This is a genomic window from Niallia sp. CD-39 (assembly GCF_059874745.1).
Genome location: NZ_JCBCPS010000007.1, coordinates 98,059 through 117,471, shown reverse-complemented (window position 1 = coordinate 117,471; position 19,413 = coordinate 98,059). Strand labels below are relative to the sequence as shown.

At 37.1% G+C, this 19,413-nt stretch carries 15 protein-coding genes and 1 other annotated feature; of the genes, 3 read left to right on the top strand and 12 right to left on the bottom strand.

The window, feature by feature from the left end:
- Positions 1–39: 39 nt before the first annotated feature.
- The 9 genes from AC6F34_RS14805 to zapA form a co-directional block, all read right to left on the bottom strand.
- Positions 40–813: an electron transfer flavoprotein subunit beta/FixA family protein gene (locus tag AC6F34_RS14805; RefSeq protein WP_500773469.1), complete on the bottom strand. Its 774-nt coding sequence runs from the start codon at positions 811–813 to the stop codon at positions 40–42.
- Positions 814–966: 153 nt separating this feature from the next.
- The gene (locus AC6F34_RS14800; protein WP_500773467.1) at positions 967–1,740 is read right to left on the bottom strand and encodes an enoyl-CoA hydratase; all 774 of its coding nucleotides are present in this window, start codon (positions 1,738–1,740) and stop codon (positions 967–969) included.
- Between the two features lie 36 nt (positions 1,741–1,776).
- Entirely contained in the window at positions 1,777–2,361 is a 585-nt protein-coding gene (fadR, locus tag AC6F34_RS14795) for a fatty acid metabolism transcriptional regulator FadR (protein ID WP_500773465.1), read from the bottom strand.
- 227 nt (positions 2,362–2,588) lie between these two features.
- Complete coding sequence (locus tag AC6F34_RS14790) at positions 2,589–4,292, bottom strand: AMP-binding protein (RefSeq protein ID WP_500773463.1); 1,704 nt, start codon at positions 4,290–4,292, stop codon at positions 2,589–2,591.
- Between the two features lie 280 nt (positions 4,293–4,572).
- On the bottom strand, positions 4,573–4,980 hold the full coding sequence (locus AC6F34_RS14785) for a DUF350 domain-containing protein (protein ID WP_500773461.1): 408 nt from the start codon (positions 4,978–4,980) through the stop codon (positions 4,573–4,575).
- A gap of 18 nt (positions 4,981–4,998) precedes the next feature.
- Entirely contained in the window at positions 4,999–7,356 is a 2,358-nt protein-coding gene (locus AC6F34_RS14780) for an endonuclease MutS2 (RefSeq protein WP_500773459.1), read from the bottom strand.
- A gap of 33 nt (positions 7,357–7,389) precedes the next feature.
- Positions 7,390–9,105 (bottom strand): DNA polymerase/3'-5' exonuclease PolX, encoded by a 1,716-nt coding sequence (polX, locus tag AC6F34_RS14775; protein ID WP_500773457.1) that lies wholly within the window; start codon positions 9,103–9,105, stop codon positions 7,390–7,392.
- A gap of 95 nt (positions 9,106–9,200) precedes the next feature.
- Positions 9,201–9,737: a CvpA family protein gene (locus AC6F34_RS14770; RefSeq protein ID WP_500773455.1), complete on the bottom strand. Its 537-nt coding sequence runs from the start codon at positions 9,735–9,737 to the stop codon at positions 9,201–9,203.
- Positions 9,738–9,745: 8 nt separating this feature from the next.
- The gene (gene zapA / locus AC6F34_RS14765) at positions 9,746–10,006 is read right to left on the bottom strand and encodes a cell division protein ZapA (protein ID WP_500773453.1); all 261 of its coding nucleotides are present in this window, start codon (positions 10,004–10,006) and stop codon (positions 9,746–9,748) included.
- 168 nt (positions 10,007–10,174) lie between these two features.
- Between zapA and rnhC the strand changes: the two genes are divergently transcribed.
- A complete protein-coding gene (gene rnhC / locus AC6F34_RS14760) occupies positions 10,175–11,122 on the top strand; it encodes a ribonuclease HIII (protein WP_500773562.1) in 948 nt (315 codons plus the stop codon).
- A gap of 69 nt (positions 11,123–11,191) precedes the next feature.
- Here rnhC and pheT read toward each other — a convergent pair whose 3' ends face one another.
- From pheT to AC6F34_RS14745, 3 genes are all read right to left on the bottom strand, one after another.
- A complete protein-coding gene (gene pheT / locus AC6F34_RS14755) occupies positions 11,192–13,606 on the bottom strand; it encodes a phenylalanine--tRNA ligase subunit beta (RefSeq protein WP_500773451.1) in 2,415 nt (804 codons plus the stop codon).
- A 20-nt stretch (positions 13,607–13,626) separates the two neighbouring features.
- Positions 13,627–14,664: a phenylalanine--tRNA ligase subunit alpha gene (gene pheS, locus AC6F34_RS14750; RefSeq protein ID WP_500773449.1), complete on the bottom strand. Its 1,038-nt coding sequence runs from the start codon at positions 14,662–14,664 to the stop codon at positions 13,627–13,629.
- A 56-nt stretch (positions 14,665–14,720) separates the two neighbouring features.
- Positions 14,721–14,965 (bottom strand) — a binding site (T-box leader).
- Between the two features lie 59 nt (positions 14,966–15,024).
- A complete protein-coding gene (locus tag AC6F34_RS14745; protein ID WP_500773560.1) occupies positions 15,025–15,768 on the bottom strand; it encodes a TrmH family RNA methyltransferase in 744 nt (247 codons plus the stop codon).
- A gap of 120 nt (positions 15,769–15,888) precedes the next feature.
- Between AC6F34_RS14745 and sspI the strand changes: the two genes are divergently transcribed.
- Together sspI and AC6F34_RS14735 are read left to right on the top strand one after the other, a co-directional pair.
- The gene (gene sspI / locus AC6F34_RS14740) at positions 15,889–16,095 is read left to right on the top strand and encodes a small acid-soluble spore protein SspI (RefSeq protein WP_500773447.1); all 207 of its coding nucleotides are present in this window, start codon (positions 15,889–15,891) and stop codon (positions 16,093–16,095) included.
- Between the two features lie 190 nt (positions 16,096–16,285).
- Positions 16,286–18,799 carry a bifunctional 2',3'-cyclic-nucleotide 2'-phosphodiesterase/3'-nucleotidase gene (locus tag AC6F34_RS14735; protein ID WP_500773445.1) on the top strand — a complete coding sequence of 838 codons (2,514 nt, stop codon included), beginning with the start codon at positions 16,286–16,288 and terminating at the stop codon, positions 18,797–18,799.
- The last annotated feature ends 614 nt before the right edge of the window (positions 18,800–19,413 follow it).

Below are 19,413 nucleotides of genomic sequence, written 5' to 3'. Positions count from 1 at the left end.
TGTCCATACCTCCTGCACATTTTTTATCGACGTATTTAATCAGACAACTTTTGCTTCGTTACGAAGTAAGCTCACAAGCTCTTTTACTTGATCTTGTAGGTCTCCTTCTAAAACTTTGCCTGCTTCTTTTTGAGACGGTAAATAAATTTCAATCGTTTTTGTTTTTGCCTCTACATCATCTTCTTCTAAATCAAGATCATCAAGTTCTAGCTCATCCAATGGTTTTTTCTTCGCTTTCATAATCCCTGGTAGTGAAGGATATCTTGGCTCATTTAATCCTTGTTGAGCGGTTACTAGTAATGGCAATGAAGATTCAATCACTTCTGAATCCCCTTCAACATCACGTGTAATCGTCGCTGTTGCTCCATCGATTTCTAATTTTGTAATTGTTGTTACGTAAGGAATATCTAATAGCTCCGCTACACGTGGGCCAACTTGACCTGAACCTCCGTCAATTGCTACGTTTCCTGCTAAAATTAAATCCACATCTTTGTCCTTTAAGTATTCAGAAATAATTTTCGCCGTTGTGTATTGGTCACCATTTTCAACGTCATCTTCTGTGTTTATTAACACAGCCTTGTCCGCTCCCATTGCTAGAGCAGTGCGCAATTGTTTTTCAGCTTCCTCTGTTCCAATAGAGATTACTGTTACTTCGCCGCCATGAGCATCTCGAACTTGAATTGCTTCTTCAATTGCATATTCATCATAAGGATTAATAATAAATTCAGCACCATCTTCGTTGATTTTGCCGCCGATAATTGTAATTTTCTCTTCCGTATCGAAAGTTCTTTTCATTAGTACATAGATGTTCATAATTAACCTCCTAAGTAATAAAGAATCTTTATATTTATAGCTGTGGATCTAGATATTTATCCGAATAAATAAACTTGCGCATTTCTTAGAAAGATTGGGAAAATTTAAGACATAAGAATTGAGCGTTCGCTCAATTTAATAGTCTTGAGAAGGTTACTCCCCTTTGAAGTTCGGTTGTCGCTTCTCAATAAATGCAGAAATTCCTTCTTTTGCATCAGCTGAAACAAATAACTCCCCGAATAGTGCAGCTTCTCGTTTAACACCTTCATGAAACTGGTCTGTTTTTGTATAGTTTAATAGCTCAACAGTTGCCTTTAAGGCACCTGGACTTTTCTTCGCAATCTTCTTGGCAAGTTCATCTGCTTTAATGAATAATTCTTCGTCAGAATATGCATGATTTGCAAGTCCATATTTTACAGCTTCAACCCCTGAGATTGGTTCACTTGTAAACATCATCTCAGCAGCACGACCAGTACCAACTAATCTTGGCAATCTTTGTGTACCAGCAAATCCTGGAATGATTCCTAATTGTAATTCAGGCAAACCAAGTTTCGCGTTTTCTGATACAAGTCTGAAATGGCACGACATTGCTAATTCTAGCCCACCACCTAAAGCAGCACCATGAATGGCTGCTATCACTGGCTTTGGAAAGTTTTCAATTCTTTCAAAAAAGTCTTGACCATTAAACGCTAAATCTGAAAAACCATCCTCTGATTTAATCGTCGTAAATTCCTTAATATCTGCTCCGGCGGAAAAAAACCTACCTTCTCCTCTCAGAATTACGGCTCTTACAGTCGAATCCTTTTCTATCTCATCAAATGCCTGTGCTAACTCTTTAAACAATTCCGTTGCAAGTGCATTAGCTGGGGGTCTATTCATTGTGATTGTTGCAACCATATCCTCAGAAGTCCATTTAATAAATTCCAAAGTGTCCATCCCCTCCTCTATTTGATCAGCAATTGGTTAACTTCCATTGCAGCCATGAATAAGCAGCTTGTGTACCTTTTTAGCAAGTGAGGGTAAATCATATTTTTGATCATTCATTACCCATGTAGTGACTGTTTCATCCATCGTTCCAAAGATCATTTGTCTTGTCAAACGAATGTCAAGGTTTTCGGAAAACTCACCAGTTTCCTTGCCTTCTTTTAGTATTTGGTCGACTAAGTCTAAGTAGCCCTTTAAGACTTGATTGATCTTTTGTCGAAGTTCTTTATTAGACTGTCTAAGCTCAAGCTGTGTAACAATGGCAAGATGCAAGTCTTGAGAAAGCATTTGAAAATGGCTTTCCACCATTATAGATAATTTCTCTGAAGCTTTCTCTTTTCCTGCTATTTTTTCTTGAATAACTTCAACAAAATAACCCATTTTTTCTTGAAAGAGAGAGATGAGTATATCTTCTTTGTTTTTAAAATATAAATAAATTGTTCCATCCGCCACACCAGCTTGCTTCGCAATTTTTGAGACTTGTGCTTGATGATAGCCATTCTCTGCAATCACAATAACTGCTGCATCGATAATCTGCCGGTATTTAGGCTTGTTTTTTTTCAACGAATCTCTCCCCCTCAAGAAAGTGCTTTCATTTAAAGCTATTGTTTATTTTTTGAAGTAAATCTTAGAACTGAATGAATCATCATTCATATTTCCATAATAGTCCCACAATTGAATAATGTCAAGAAATTATCCTTCAAAAATATTTCTATTTTATTGTCGCTTAAAAAGCTCTTGAGGACAAGCCTTTTAACTCAAAAAATAAGAGGCTCGAAAGCACTCAAATGTTATGCCTTTTTCTCTTCTTGTTCAGCAAATTTTCTTTTATCTGCTTCTACAAGCTCTCTTCTTAATATTTTCCCAATTGCGGATTTCGGTAATTCCTCTTTAAATTCGTATATTCGTGGAACTTTGTATGCGGCCAGATGCTTTCTTGCAAATTCATTTAGCTCTTTCTCTGTCACATGCTTTCCTTCTTTTGTTACAATATAGACCTTTACTGTCTCGCCACGATATGGATCTGGCACACCAGCAGCTACAACTTCTTGAACGGCATCATGTTCGTACAGCACTTCCTCTATTTCTCGAGGGTAAATATTAAAACCACCAGCTATAATCATATCCTTTTTACGATCTACTACATAAAAATAGCCGCGATCATCCATATAACCTAAATCTCCAGTTAAAAACCAGCCATCCTTCAATACCTTTGCAGTTTCTTCTTCTAAATTCCAATAACCTTTCATAACTTGTGGACCATGGACTGAGATTTCTCCAACTTCACCTATTGGAAGTGGTTCACCAGTTTCCGGATGAACAATCTTTGCATCCGTATTTGGCCAAGGGAGACCAATGCTTCCTTTTACTCTTGGCTGATCCCATACAAAGTTGGCATGAGTTACTGGAGACGTTTCAGTTAATCCATAACCTTCTACTAGCTTTCCGCCTGTAATTTGCTCAAATTTTTGTTGAACTTCAACAGGTAAAGCAGCAGAACCACTAATACACGAATCAATTGATGATAAATCATACTTTTGTAAGTCCGGATGATTAAGTAAGCCAATATAAACTGTAGGTGCACCAGGGAATAAAGTAGGCTTTTGTTTATCAATTGTTTTTAACGTTTGCTCTGCGTCAAACTTGGGCAGTAGAACCATTTTATTTCCATCCATTACAGATAATATAAGTACAGTAGTCATTCCATAAACATGGAAGAATGGAAGTAAGCCTAAGACAACTTCTTCACCAGGTTTTGTTTTGTATAACCAAGCTTTACACATCGCAGTATTTGCAACAAGATTATGATGTGTTAACATAACCCCCTTAGGTGTACCTGTTGTTCCACCTGTATATTGCAATAGAGCTAAATCCTCTTCGAAATTGAACTCATATTCCTTCAAAGCTCCGAGAGGGCCTTTGAGAACTTCTGTTAGCAAATGGTTCGTTCCTTCGTGTTTTACATTCACGACAATTCCGTATTGTTTCTTTTGAATAAATGGGTAAATTAAGTTCTTAGGAAATGGAAGAGCATCTTTGATAGCGGTTACAATTACATGCTGTAAATTAGTATTCTGCTTAATTTTCATAATCCTTGGATATAAAATATCCATTGAGATAATGACTTTTGCCTCAGAGTCCTTCATTTGAAATTCAAGTTCTCGTTCAACATAAAGTGGATTCGTTTGAACAACAATCCCACCAGCCATTAGTATGCCATAATAACTAATGACAGATTGAGGAGTATTTGGCAGCATAATTGCTACGCGGTCACCTTTTTCGATTCCTAAACTTTGTAAATATGAAGCTAGTTTAAGAGCCGATTCATAAATATAACGGTACGTAAATTCTTTTCCCATGAAATGAACAGCAATCTTATCTGGGCTTTTTTTCGCTGTAGCTTTTAAGAAATCTTGAACCGGTTGCTCTAGGTAGTTAATTGTGTGGGGGATTGCTTCCGGGTACATCTTTAACCATGGCTTTGCATCTGTCAATTGACTCCCTCCTTACAAAATAATTAGAACATTCGAACTGTTCTTGTTCATTATAATATAATCACAATTATGTGACAAATAGAATAAAATGAAATTTCAGCCATTTTAGAACGGTGGGTACCACTATATAATAAAAAGTGTTCAGAAGCGATAAAACCTCTGAACACTTTTTTTAACTTCATTAGGCTATAAACATTAGATAAACAAACCCAATCAACACAAATACAATGCATAGCGCCATTAAGATTTTTGCTAAAGTTTCCACTATGTAATCTCCTTACTATGAAATTCCAGCACCAATGACATAGGACAAACCTACTGTTAAAACCATTGAAATGAGACCGACTGCCTTATTATTGTTTCTTATTTCTTCATCTACGTTGAATTTAAAGGTTAAAAACTCGAAGATAAAATAAGCAATCGATAATAAAATGAATCCAAAAATTCCCCAGAGAATCATCGTAAAAAAGGCATCATTATGCATAATTGAGTGCCTAAAGACATTCGCAATCCCAAAGATTTTCCCACCGGTTGCTAATGCGACAGCTACATTGCCGTTTTTAATTTCATCCCAATTTCGATACTTTGTTACTAGCTCAAATAGCGCCAAAAACAAAAAGATACATAAGATCACAACACTGAAGTTCGCAGCTGTTTTTACAAACTCATTGCTCCAAAAATCGTTCATTTTCAGTTCTCCTTGAATTTATTTAAACTCAACGATTGTGACACCCGTGCCACCTTCACCAGCTTCTCCAAACCTGATTCTTTTTACTGAGCGGTGATTACGCAAATACTCTTGAACACCTTGACGAAGTGCTCCTGTCCCTTTTCCATGAATGATGGAAACACGTGGATAGGAGGCTAACAGTGCATCATCAATGTATTTTTCAACTCTCATTATTGCATCTTCATAGCGTTCACCACGGAGGTCCAACTCAAGGTTAACATGAAAGTCTTTTCCTTTTACTGTTGCTAATGCTTTTTTCTCCACTTGTTTTGGCCTGCTGATATATTCTAGATCTTTTTCATCGACCTTCATTTTCAAGATCCCAATTTGAACAGCCCATTCCTTATCTCCTGCTTTCTCAAGCAAATGCCCTTTTTGACCAAACGTGAGCACTTTCACTTCATCCCCTGATTGAAACACCTGCTTGGCAGCGACTGATTTTTGTTGCTGTACATTTTTCTTGTGTTGCGGAGTAGCGTCTGACAAGCGCTTTTTCGCTTCGATTAGTTCATGTTCCTTTACTTCAGCATTTTTTTGCAAGCGTAGCATTCTTAACTCTTGAATAATTTCTTCCGCTTCACTCTCTGCCTTTTGAATAATCTCAGCTGCTTTTGTTTGCGCTTTATCAACAAGCTCCTCCTTTTTTTCATAATACTCAACCATTTGCTTTTGCAAATCTTTATGGAGCTTTTCAGCAGTTTTTAAATATTCATTTGCTTCCTGTCGATCAAGTTCAGCTTTATTTCTACTTTCTTCTAGTGATGCAATCATTTTTTCTACTTTGTTGCTATCGGCTCCAATATACGAACGTGCCGTATTGATTGTTTGTTCATTTAACCCTAACCGTTTAGAAATTTCGAATGCATTGCTTCGTCCAGGAACACCAATTAACAATTTATAAGTAGGACTAAGTGTTTCAATATCGAATTCAACACTTGCATTTACGACCCCTTCACGGTTGTAGCCATACGCCTTTAATTCTGGGTAATGAGTAGTGGCAATCACTCTTGCTCCACGGCTATTTACTTCATCTAGGATCGAGATCGCTAATGCTGCACCTTCTTGAGGGTCAGTACCGGCACCAAGCTCATCAAATAATACTAAGCTCTCTCCATCCGCCTTTGCGAGAATCTCAACAATATTAACCATATGGGAAGAAAATGTACTTAAACTTTGTTCGATTGACTGCTCATCACCGATATCTGCATACACCGCGGAAAAAACAGCTGCTTCACTCCCATCTAATGCTGGAATTTGCAAGCCTGATTGCGCCATTAAAGTGCATAAACCGACTGTTTTTAATGTGACCGTTTTACCACCTGTATTTGGCCCCGTTATGACAATTGAAGAATAAGATTCACCTAGAACAATATCGTTCGCCACGACTTCATCTCGATCAATAAGTGGATGCCTTGCTTTAAACAGTCGTATTTTTCCCTCTTGATTCATCTTAGGTTTTGTAGCTTTTATCTCTTTTGAATAGCGTGCTTTGGAAAAAATAAAATCAAGCATCGCAAGCACATCAATAATCGTTTCGATTTCCAGCTTGAACTCACTTGTATATCCTGTTAAAGCAAGAAGAATCTTTTCGATCTCCTGCTGCTCCTTTACTCGAATTTCCTGTAAATCATTATTAAGCTGAACAATTGATTGTGGCTCAATAAACAACGTTTGCCCAGATGAACTTTGATCATGAATAATCCCACCATAATGACCGCGATACTCTTGCTTAACTGGTAAAACAAAGCGATCATTACGAATCGTTACAATTGCGTCTGAGAGCATCTTTTGTGCATTTGATGAGCGAATCATCGACTCAAGGCGCTCTCTGACTCTTGCCTCTTTTGTCCGCAATTGTGTTCTTAGGCTCCTAAGTGTTTCACTCGCACTATCTAAAATTTCTCCACTTTCATCGATAGCATTACGAATTGATGTCTCAAGCTCAGAAAGGACAATAATTTGATCAGTATACGATTGTAGCAGTGGGATTTCACTATTATTTTCCATAAAATCATCTATAAAGCGCTTCATTTGACGGCTAGCATGAATAGTAGATGCTATCTGGATAAATTCATGTGGACTTAATATTCCTCCAATATGTGCTCTTTTTACATGTGGTTTAACATCGAATATTCCACTTAAAGGAACATTTCCTTTTATTCTATAAACTGTTACAGCCTCATCTGTTTCAGCTTGCCATGTGACTACCTCATTAAATTCATGTGATGGCTTTAGCTCCTTGATTTTTCTTCTACCTAAATCTGAAGATGCATGCTCCATCAGCTTTTCTTTAATTTTATTGTATTCCAAAGTTTGCAATACTCTTTCTTGCATGAGGGGTTCCCTCCTTTTCTCACGTTGCTTTTATCATTCCTTCTTCATTTTAATAAATGACAGGAATTCTTCAGTGTTCATTGTATTTACCACCATTGATTTTCTTACTTTTGCTTTCATTGCTGCTGCAACACCTACACCCATATCATCTAACATGCCGATATTATGAGCATCCGTATTAATCGCGATTCTCACTTCGGCTTCTTGTGCAAGTTTTAAATGTTCCGCCATTAAGTCTAATCTTTGAGGATTCGCATTTAACTCTAATATCGTATTTGTCTCCTTAGCCAGTTGAATAAGACTAGCGATGTCAACATCGTATCCTTCACGTCGTCCAATTAACCTTCCTGTTGGATGAGCAATCATATGAACATGAGGATTTTGCATTGCATTTTTTAATCTCTCCATGATTTTCTCTTGAGGTTGTGTAAAAGAGGAGTGGATTGATGCAATGACAAAATCGAGTTCGGATAATAACTCATCATCAAAGTCTAAACGACCATCTGGAAGAATATCCATCTCCGTTCCACATAAAACGGTTATGTCTTCATATTTTTCATTGATCTCTTTAATCTCCTTTATTTGCTTCCTAACTCGCTCTGGAGTAAGACCATTTGCAACACGGAGATAATGTGAATGATCTGTTATAACAAGGTATTGATACCCTTTTTCACGACATGCCTGTACCATTTCCTCGATCGAATGTGCACCGTCACTCCATGTCGTATGCATATGAAGATCGCCTTTGAGATCATTCAATGCAATATAATCATGATCTTGTTTATACCATTCAACTTCAGTTCCATCCTCACGTACTTGTGGCGGGAATAGAGGCAAATCAAAATACTTATAAAACTCTTCCTCTGATTCAAACGTTTTGATTTCACCAGTTTCGTTATTTTCTACACCATATTCACTAATTTTCTCTCCACGCTCTTTAGCAATTTGACGCATCTTCACATTATGATCCTTTGAACCTGTAAAATGATGCAATGTCGTGGCGTACTCTTCCGGTTTAACAATTCGGAAGTCAACAGACACATCGTATCGATACGCTAAAATGACTGAGACTTTCGTATCTCCAAATGAGATAACCTCTTTTATTCCCTTTAGGTTTCCAAGCTGTTCTTTAACGATTGAACGATCTTTCGCAGAAATGATAAAATCCAAGTCTTTGATCGTTTCTTTTAATCGTCTTATACTCCCTGCTCTTGAATAGTTTAAAACACCTTTCATCGTACTCAGTGCATACTCTATGTCTTCAGCAATTGGAAGCATGAATGCTAGTGGAAGTCTTTCAGGTCTATTGCCAGCACTATTTAATGCCTGTAGAATCTTTTCTTCCGACTTAGCTCCAAATCCTGCTAACACTTGTACCTTTTTATCCTTACAAGCTTGTAATAAATCTTCGGCACTTTCAACTTGTAATTCTTTATATAACTTAGCGATTTTCTTTCCACCTAAACCTTGTAAATCTAATAGTGGAAGCAGCCCTGATGGGACTTCAGCTTTTAGCTCGTCTAATACTGTGGATTTTCCTTCTTCCATGTATTCTTTTATAACGGCTGCAGTTCCTTTCCCAATTCCAGCAAGCTTTGTAAAATCTTCAATTTCCCCTAATGTTTTTTCCGTCGTCTCTATAGCAGTGGCAGCTTTCCTAAAAGCTGCAATTTTAAAAGGGTTCTCTCCTTTAAGTTCCATATATGTTGCGATCATTTCTAATAGTTTTATGATTTCTTTTTTAGTCAATTTCTACACCTACCTCACAAATCAGTTATAACTTCACCATTATAGCATTTTCTTCAAGATCATATAAAAAAGAGATTGGAATTAGCTCCAACCCCTTAATTCATGTATTCAATCCACATTCCCTTAATTTGATCTGACAGGATAGGAGTATGCTCCACAATAAATGTTGACAAGAAAGAATTGTTAAGGAATTGTTGTATTCCTTCAATTGGCAATAATGCTGCTATGTATAATAGAATAAACATGATAAGATAGACTTCGACAATACCTAAAATTCCACCAGCCCAAACATTGAGCTGTTTGAGAATCGGTAAGTTCGCGACAAAGTCTAACATACTTCCAATAATCTGCAAGATAATTTTTACAGCAAAAAAGATGATGGCAAATGCAATTGCACGGTAATAAGCATCTTCGAGATTAACGTTCTCAAAAAACATTTGCATTGAATCACTGCCGAAGTTAGGATATGGGATCCATAGAACGAGTTTCTTTGACAAATCCTCATAGTACATAACGGCTATAATAAATGCAATAATAAAGCCAGTTAAGTGAATTAATTGTAGAATAAAACCACGTTTTAATCCCATGAAAAAACTAAAAATAAATATAAGTATAATTGCTAGATCAAGCATGACTTTTTTCAGTCCTCTTCTTTTTTTAGTTCTTTTTCAAGCCGCTCTACTTGAGCCTTAAGTTTTATGTAATCATTTATTGTATTAACTGCTGTTAAGACGGCCAATTTGCTGCTATCGAGTGACGGATTCTTAGAGCTGATTTCACGCATCTTATCATCAACAATGGAAGCAATGAAGCGAATTTGAGTTGAATCCTCTTCACCAATTATGACATATTGCTGTCCATATATCTCAACACTCGTGCGATTTTTTTGTGTATTTGACACCCTTAAAGCCCCCATTCGTAAGAATCCTAAACATAACTATAACATGAAGAGATTTTTGTGGGAAGTCAAAGCAAATGAAAAAGTCAAATCGTGTCAATATATCTTCATCTAGTATACAAAATACGACATTATTATCTATTGATCCTATTTTTTCGTTGAAAGGAAATCATTATGAGCCAAGTTGTTCTACAATTATCAAAGCAAGAAATAGAAAAAATGCAAAACTATTATTCGTCTTCTTTAAAAGCGCAAGCCCCACCAGGCAGTATTTTTTCTGCAAAGCTTGCAACATGTGCAATTACTGCCTATAAGTCTGGAAAGGTCCTATTTCAAGGAAGCGGTTGTCAGGTTGAAGCAAAAAAGTGGGAGGGTACTATACAACCTCAAGCTGAATCAAAAAAAACGATAAACAACCAATCACATTTACCATCTAATATTGCTCAATTATCGTGCATAGGTTCGGATGAAGTTGGAACTGGGGATTATTTCGGGCCGATGACTGTAGTAGCAGCCTATGTGAGCAGAGAACATATTCCACTATTAAAAGAGCTCGGTGTAAAGGATTCAAAGCATTTAAAGGACGAACAAATCATTCAAATTGCAAAAACAATAAAAGACGTCATCCCGTTTAGCCTTTTAACACTTCGAAATGAGAAGTACAATGAACTGCAAATGAAAGGAAAGATGACTCAAGGTAAAATGAAAGCAATTCTTCATAATCAAGCGATCAATCATTTGCTTAATAAAATTGCTCCGATCAAACCTGAGATCACATTGATTGATCAATTTGCCAAAGAGGACATTTATTACAAGCATATTGTCAAAGAAAAAAAGATTCACCGTGAAAATGTATACTTTAGCACGAAGGCTGAAAGCGTCCATATTGCAGTAGCCGCTGCCTCAATTCTGGCTAGATATGCATTCGTACAATACTTTGATAAATTAAGTGAGCAAGCTGGTTTTAAATTAACGAAGGGAGCAGGTTCAAAAGTGGATGAGGCTGCAGCGAGATTAATTCATTCCAAAGGACAGGAAGTGCTTCCAAAGTTCGTCAAACTTCATTTTGCCAATACAAATAAAGCGTTAAATCTGTATCATAAAAAATATAATAAATAGTAGATCTTTTTTAAGATACAAAAAAAGCTGATATCACACCGTAAGTGTGAACATCAGCTTTTTTAATTTTCACCCTCTTAAAACAGCTCCTGCTTTTTCTTCTAATGCCGCCAATACTTTGCTATGAGTTTTGACAACTTCTTCATCTGTTAATGTTTTCTCTGGATCGAAATATTTTAATGAGAATGCAAGAGACTTCTTGCCAACCTCCATTTTTTCACCTTCATATAAATCAAACACATGTACATCCTTAAGCAATTTCCCACCAGCATCTTGGATAATGGTTGATAATTGTCCAGCAGATGTCGCTTGTTCTACCACAAGTGCAATGTCACGAGTAATTGATGGGAATCGTGGAATTGCATTGTATACAAGTGGCTCTACTTGAATTGAGAATAAAGAAGCTAGAGAGATTTCAAAAACGTATGTTTCTTTTAAATCGTATTCTTTTTCAACTGTTGGGTGTAGCTGTCCAACAAAGCCAGCCACCTCATTGTTTATAAGAATTTGTGCACATCTACCAGGGTGCATACCATCCATTTTTGCTTGATTAAAAGTTATAGATTTCTCCACACTCAACTTTTCTATCATCGCTTCTACGATTCCTTTTGCCACGTAAAAATCCACTGGCTTTTTCTCACCTTGCCATAAATGATTGACCCAGTTCCCAGTTATCGCGCCTGCTACATGCTCTTTTTCCGTAGGTAATTGTGCCGTTCCATTTGGAATAAAAACTGAACCGATCTCATACAGTGCTAAATCATCATTTTGACGTGCTTTATTATACTTTAATGCATCTAATAATGAAGGAATTAAACTTAACCGTAACACGCTTCTTTCTTCACTCATCGGCATAGCTAAAGCCAATGGATCAGTCCCTTCCAAAGCGTATTGAGGGGCTTTTTCAGCACTTGTTAATGAATACGTGATGGCTTGGTATAAGCCGGCACCCTCTAGTGTTCTTCTAGCAATACGGCGCTTTTTCTGATAATCCGTTAGCTCACCTTGCGTTGTATCACCATGAGGAAGCGTTGACTTCAAATTGTCATACCCGTATAGCCTTGCTACTTCTTCAATTAAATCCTCTTCAATTGTAATGTCTCCACGACGAGTAGGGACAGTAACCGTTACAGTTTGCTCTTCAACAGTCACATCAAACTGAAGACGTTCCATGATCTCTACAACTTCATCTACAGTTAATTGCAAACCTAAAACACGATTGATTTTTTCAAGTTCTACGCCAATAACCTCTGGCTCTACTTGAAGCTCATTTACTTCTGCATTACCAGTCAGAACTGACCCCTCTGCATAGAGTGCGAATAATTGTGCAGCTCTTTCAGCAGCTAAATGGACACGGTTTGGATCCACTCCTTTTTCAAAACGTGCACTTGCTTCACTTCTAAGACCGTGATCTTTAGATGCTTTACGTACCGTGCTTCCTTTGAAAAAAGCGGATTCAAGTAGAACAGTTGTTGTATCTGCTTGAACCTCAGAGTTTGCTCCGCCCATTACACCTGCTAATGCAACCGGTTCTTTTCCGTTTGTAATAACAAGATGATCACTTGTTAACGTTCTTTCCGCATCATCTAAAGTGACGATCTTTTCACCTTCTGTTGCTTTACGTACGACAATTTCCTTAGAATCTAAACGATCATAATCAAATGCATGAAGTGGTTGACCATACTCTAATAGTACATAATTCGTAATATCTACTACATTATTATGCGGGCGAATTCCTGCTGCTGTAAGACGTGCTTGAATCCATTGTGGTGATGGCATAACTTTTACATCTTTAATGACTTTTGCGATATAGTAAGGATTCTCATTTTTTGATTCGACGCGAACAGTGACGTAGTCAGATACATGCTCTTCGCTCATTTCAAGCTCAACAAGAGGAAGACTTACCTCTCTATCTAGAACAGCTGCTACTTCGTAAGCAACTCCTAGCATGCTTAAGCAATCCGAACGGTTTGGTGTTAATCCTAGCTCCAAGACTGTGTCATCGCGAAGCAACTCTTCTAATGCATCTTTACCGACCTCAACATCATTTGGGAAAACATAAATGCCTTCTGCATATTCCTTAGCGACTAGCTTACTTTCAAAGCCAAGCTCTTGAAGTGAACAAATCATTCCATGTGATGCTTCACCACGTAGCTTCGCCTTTTTGATTTTAAAGTTGCCTGGAAGTACTGCACCTACTTTCGCAACAGCTACTTTTTGCCCCTTATCAACATTTGATGCACCGCAAATAATTTGAACTGGCTCATCTTCTCCAACGTCAACTAAACATTTATTCAACTTATCCGCATTCGGATGTTGTTCTCTTTCTAATACATGACCGATTACGACACCAGAAATCCCTTCATTTAAAGCTTCCACCGATTCTACTTCAATGCCACTGCGTGTAATTTTCTCTGCTAATTCTTCAGGTGTATATCCAGTTAAATCAACATAGTCCTGTAACCATTTATATGAAACGTACATTTATATAAGCCTCCCCATTTTTATTCATGAATTGAAAACTGTTGTAAGAATCGAATGTCATTTGTATAGAAATGTCGAATATCATCAATTCCATATCTTAACATTGCAATTCGCTCTACACCCATGCCAAACGCAAACCCAGAATATTTACTAGAATCGAACCCTGACATTTCAAGTACGTTAGGGTGAACCATTCCAGCACCCAAAATCTCAATCCATCCAGTTTTCTTACAAATATTACATCCACTTCCACCACATTTAAAACAGGAAACATCCACTTCAACAGACGGCTCTGTAAATGGGAAGAAGCTTGGGCGTAATCGAATCTCGCGGTCTTCACCAAACATTTTCTTCGCAAATACTTCAAGTGTGCCTTTTAGATCACTCATGCGAATGTTTTCATCGACAACCAATCCTTCGATTTGCATGAATTGATGAGAGTGCGTAGCATCATCGCTGTCACGACGAAATACTTTTCCAGGACAAATGATTCGAACTGGGCCTTTTCCTTCATGCATTTCCATTGTGCGTGCTTGAACTGGAGAGGTTTGTGTTCTAAGCAAAATATCCTCAGTAATATAGAAAGAGTCTTGCATATCTCTTGCTGGGTGATCTTTTGGAAGATTTAATGCCTCAAAGTTGTAATAATCTTTTTCCACTTCCGGACCTTCTGCTACTTTGTAGCCCATTCCGATGAAAAGATCTTCTATTTCTTCAACGACTCTTGTTAATGGATGATGATTCCCAGTCTTAACAGGTCTAGAAGGCAATGTTACATCGATTGTTTCTTGAGATAGCTTCGCAAGAACAGCAGCTTCTTCTAGTTCCTTCTGCTTCGTTTCAATTGCGCTTGTAATATAATCACGAACCTCATTTGCTAGCGCACCCATTTTTGGTCTTTCTTCTGGTGAAAGCTTACCCATACCCTTTAATACTTCAGTAATTGGGCCTTTTTTTCCTAAGTAGGAGACACGGATATCATTTAAACCTCTTAGGTCTGGTGAAGCTTCAATCTTTTCAATAGCTTCTACTTGCAATTCTTTTAAGCGTTCCTGCATTTTCCCTTCCTCCTTAAAGCTCTCAATTTGGTCAAAATAAAAAACCTCCATCCCTGGAAAGGGACGAGGTTTCTAGATCGCGGTACCACCCTTTTTAATACACCAAAAAACATGTGTATTCACTTCATTCGGATAACGGCAATGGTGCCGGTGCATCTTTACAATTGGTTCCCCACTGGTCCCGATGCCAACTCAAGAGATGAAACTTCAAATACATTCCTCTATAAAATGCTTTCAGTCAACGGCATTTTATCCCTGAACTAGTATCATGTATCCTACTTTTCTCCATCATCGTTTGTTTCATATGAATTGTTCTATATTATAGTATAAAAAAAGCGAAGTTTCAAACCTATTTCAATACTAGCCACGTAAATAATAGAGAAGAATTCCTGCTGCAATTCCAACATTCAATGATTCGCTTTGTCCATAGATCGGTATATAGAGATTTTCATCTGTTTTTTCCAAAAAAGTTGGATTCACGCCATTTCCTTCATTCCCAACAAGTAAAGCAAAGCTTTTCGATGGTTTCACTTCATTATATTGCCTTGCGTTATGCAGTGCTGTTCCGTAAACAGCGATCTTCGACTCTTTCATTTTCACAATCCATTCATGTAAATCTCCATGTAAAATTGGTAAATGAAAATGACTGCCTTGTGCAGAACGGAGAACCTTCGCATTATATGCATCAACTGAGCCCTTACCAATGACGACTCCATCCATACCTACCGCATCTGCAGTGCGAATCATTGTTCCTAAATTGCCCGGATCCTGAATCGCATCGAGTAGTAAATATCGACTTCCGTCAATACTTAACTCCTTTTTTTCACATACAGCAAAGATTCCTTGAGGCATTTCAGTATCTGTTAAGAGCTGAATAATCTCACTAGTAACTGTATAAATTGGTGCTTCTTCTCCATTTAAAAATGTTGGAAAATCAACATGTTCAGAAAGAATGACTTCAATCACTCTATCGGCCTTTACAGCCTCTTCTACTAAATGAAATCCTTCCACTAAAAAGGCATTCGATAGATCTCGTTCCTTCTTTGTTAATAACTTCTTCCACTTTTTAACCTTTGGGTTTTGAATGGATTGAATGAATTTCACCATTCATCCCTCCTTACATCCTGCTCTTTTGATTTTTATATTATAACGTAAAAGCGATACATAAGATATTCAATTAGTGAAATCCTAATATTGTAAGAAAAATAAAGGAGTGAATAGGATATGGATTTAAATTTACGTAATGCCATTCTACATAATGTAACTGGAAATTCACAAGATGAACTAAAAGACACCATTGTAGATGCAATTCAAAATGGAGAGGAAAAAATGCTTCCTGGTTTAGGCGTTTTATTTGAAGTAATTTGGAACAATTCTTCTGAACAGGATAAGCAAGAAATGCTGCAAACATTAGAGGGCGGTCTAAAGTAACCAAAGCTTGAGCAACGTTTACGAATCCTTTCAAGATTCTAACTAGCGTTGCTCTTGTTGATTTATTCCGAGGATTTAGAATATTATAGGTAAATGGTACTATTTTGATAAGTTTTACAAATAAGGAATGGTTTTTTTACAATTCTTTGTTACACTTTAATCGACAAAATAAACATTTTAGGAGGAAGAAATGAAGAATATTGTTGGAATATCGTTCCTTAGTCTAATCTTAGTTCTTGGGGTTGTGTTCCCATCACTTATGCCAATTGGACATACGGCAGCAAGTGAAAACGACATTGTTAAACTCCGTATTTTGGAGACGACTGATATTCATATGAATCTACTAAACTATGATTATTTCACAGATAATCCATCTGAAAGTTTAGGGCTTTCAAAAACAGCTACATTAATCGACCAGGCCCGTGAGGAAGCAGAGAACACTCTCCTATTTGACAACGGTGACCTTTTACAAGGAAATCCTTTTGGTGATTATTATGCGACTGGTGGTGGACTAAAAGAGGGAGACATTCACCCAGCAATTAAAGTTTTAAACCACTTAAAATATGATGCAATGACACTCGGGAATCATGAGTTTAATTACGGACTAGATTTCTTGAATAATGTAATTAAAGATGCTGATTTTCCAGTTATTAGTTCTAACGTCTATAAATATGACAAGCAAGATGAACACTACTTTGATTATCAAGCGATCTTAGAAAGAGAAGTAAAGGATGAAGGTGGACAAACTCACACATTAAATGTGGGAGTTTTAGGATTCGTTCCCCCGAAAATTCTTGAATGGGACAAAGGACATTTAGAAGGAAAAGTTATTGCGAATAATATTATAGAAGATGCCAAAATGTTAGTTCCTGCTTTAAAAGCTGACGGAGCAGACGTTGTCGTTATTATTTCTCACTCTGGAATTGCAGACTACAATGCTGACGGTAGCTTAGTCTCTTATAATGACACAGAGAACGTATCGTACTACTTAACTCAAATCGAAGGTGTTAACGCTGTTTTAACTGGACATGCACATGGAACATTCCCTTCTAATGATCCTGCAAGCGCAGACTACCCTGATGGGCATGGCATCGATAATTCTACAGGACTTATTAATGGTGTACCTGTTACAATGCCTGGATCATTTGGTGACCACCTGGGCGTCATTGATCTAGAATTATCAAGAGTAAATAACAATTGGGTTGTCAATCAAGCGCAATCTGAAATTCGCTCAATTGAAGGCGTTGATAATGATAACGAAATCAATGCTTTGATTGCAAGAGAACATGAAGAAACGGTTGAATACATCAATCAAGCTGTTGGTACAACAACAGCACCAATCAATAGTTATTTTTCATTAATTCAAGATGACCCTTCTGTGCAAATTGTATCAAATGCTCAGCAATGGTACTTAGAAAACTGGGTAAGTGATAAACCTGAATACAAAGATATTCCTGTACTGTCTTCAGCAGCACCTTTTAAAGCTGGAGGACGTAATGGAGCAGACTACTTTACAGATCTTCCTGCAGGAAAAATCGCTATTAAAAATGTTGCAGATTTATACTTGTACCCGAACACTTTCTACGCAGTCAAGATAAATGGAAAAGAACTAAAAGAATGGTTAGAATGGTCTGCTGGTCAATTCAATCAAATTGATCCAGATAAATCGGGAGTTCAACCTCTTATCAATGATAACTTCCGCTCGTATAACTTCGATGTTATTGATGGAGTTACATATGAAATTGATGTAACTGAACCACCAAAATATGATGGTAGCCAAAATATCATCAATCAAGGTGCAAATCGTATTAAAAACTTATCGTATGATGGTAAACGAGTAACAGACAATATGGAATTTATTGTTGGCACAAACAACTATCGTGCTGGTACAAATAAAATTATGAATAAAGACGGAAAAAATACAATCCTTGCATCTCCTGATGAAAACCGTCAAATTATTATTAATTACATTTTAGAAACAGAAACGATTAATCCATCTGCAGATAATAACTGGACGTTTGCACCATTAACAAAGGATACAAAAGTTTCCTTTGAATCTTCACCTAAAGCACAAGATTATATTGAAGAGAATTCACCAATTGAGTATGTTAGTACGTTAGATAGTGGCTTTGCTCTATACGAAACGACTCTATTAGGTGGAAAAGTTGCGAAAGAATTTAAAGACGTGCCAACTAGCCACTGGGCTCATAAATACATTTCAGAGCTAGCTGGGAAAGGTATTATTAATGGCACAACTGAAACAACGTTTGAACCTAATAAAAATGTTACTCGCGGCCAATTTACGGCATTAATCGTTCGTGCCTTTGGCATCGAAAGTACAAAGAAGTCTCCTTTTACAGATATTAAGGGAGGTTTTGAGAACGATATTCATGCAGCATACGAGGCTGGTATCATCCTTGGAGTAACGGGAACTAAGTTTGAGCCAAACAACCCCATTACTAGAGAACAGATGGCGAGTATACTGATGAGAGCATATAATTTTGTGAATGACGAAGAGTTTAAAGGATCGAAAGAATTAACATTCAGAGATAAAAACAGTATTAGCCAAGCTCATTACAACGATGTAAAAGCTGCGACAGAATTAGAATTACTTTCAGGCTATGGCAATAATGTCTTTGGACCAAAAGATTATGCTAAACGTGAGCAAGCAGCGAAAGTAATCTACTATTTACTACAGCTTTAAAAAATCAAAAATTACTAATTTACCACTGACTTAATAAAAACAGATAGTATTCGAGGATCTGAAAATGTAGACAAAGTCGATTTATGACGTTGTCTACATTTTTTTATTGGAATCTTTAATATTAGAATAACCGTTAGAATTTCTTGAAAATGTTTGTCAGACTAAGAGCGCAACCTTAGTAAAGACTCGAATAGAACATAAGATTCATGAGGAGACTTCGATGCCAATCAACAACGTATGCGAGCGTTTGTCCACAGTCTGAAATAGTCTTCGGCTATCCAGTTAAGCGGACACTTTCAGCGGGCGGTCCGAGAGCCGCCTATCCTCTACGTTCCCTAGACACACTTTTCTGAGACGGAGTCATCGCCTTCGCTCTAATCGAAGGATTGATATTTGTTCTGCTCAATAATAAAAACCCAGGGCGCATAGAGCTAGGCAGTGTTTAAGATTTTATATTTCCAAAAAAATACACTTATCTCAATTCATCGAGAAATTTCTAAACATTCTTTCTTATCCTTTAAAATAAAAACCCCCTCTAAAAATCCTAAACAGGAATTTTAGAGGGGATTTTTTATCCAAATGTAATTTTATCGACTGTTTCTCGATCCAATCGT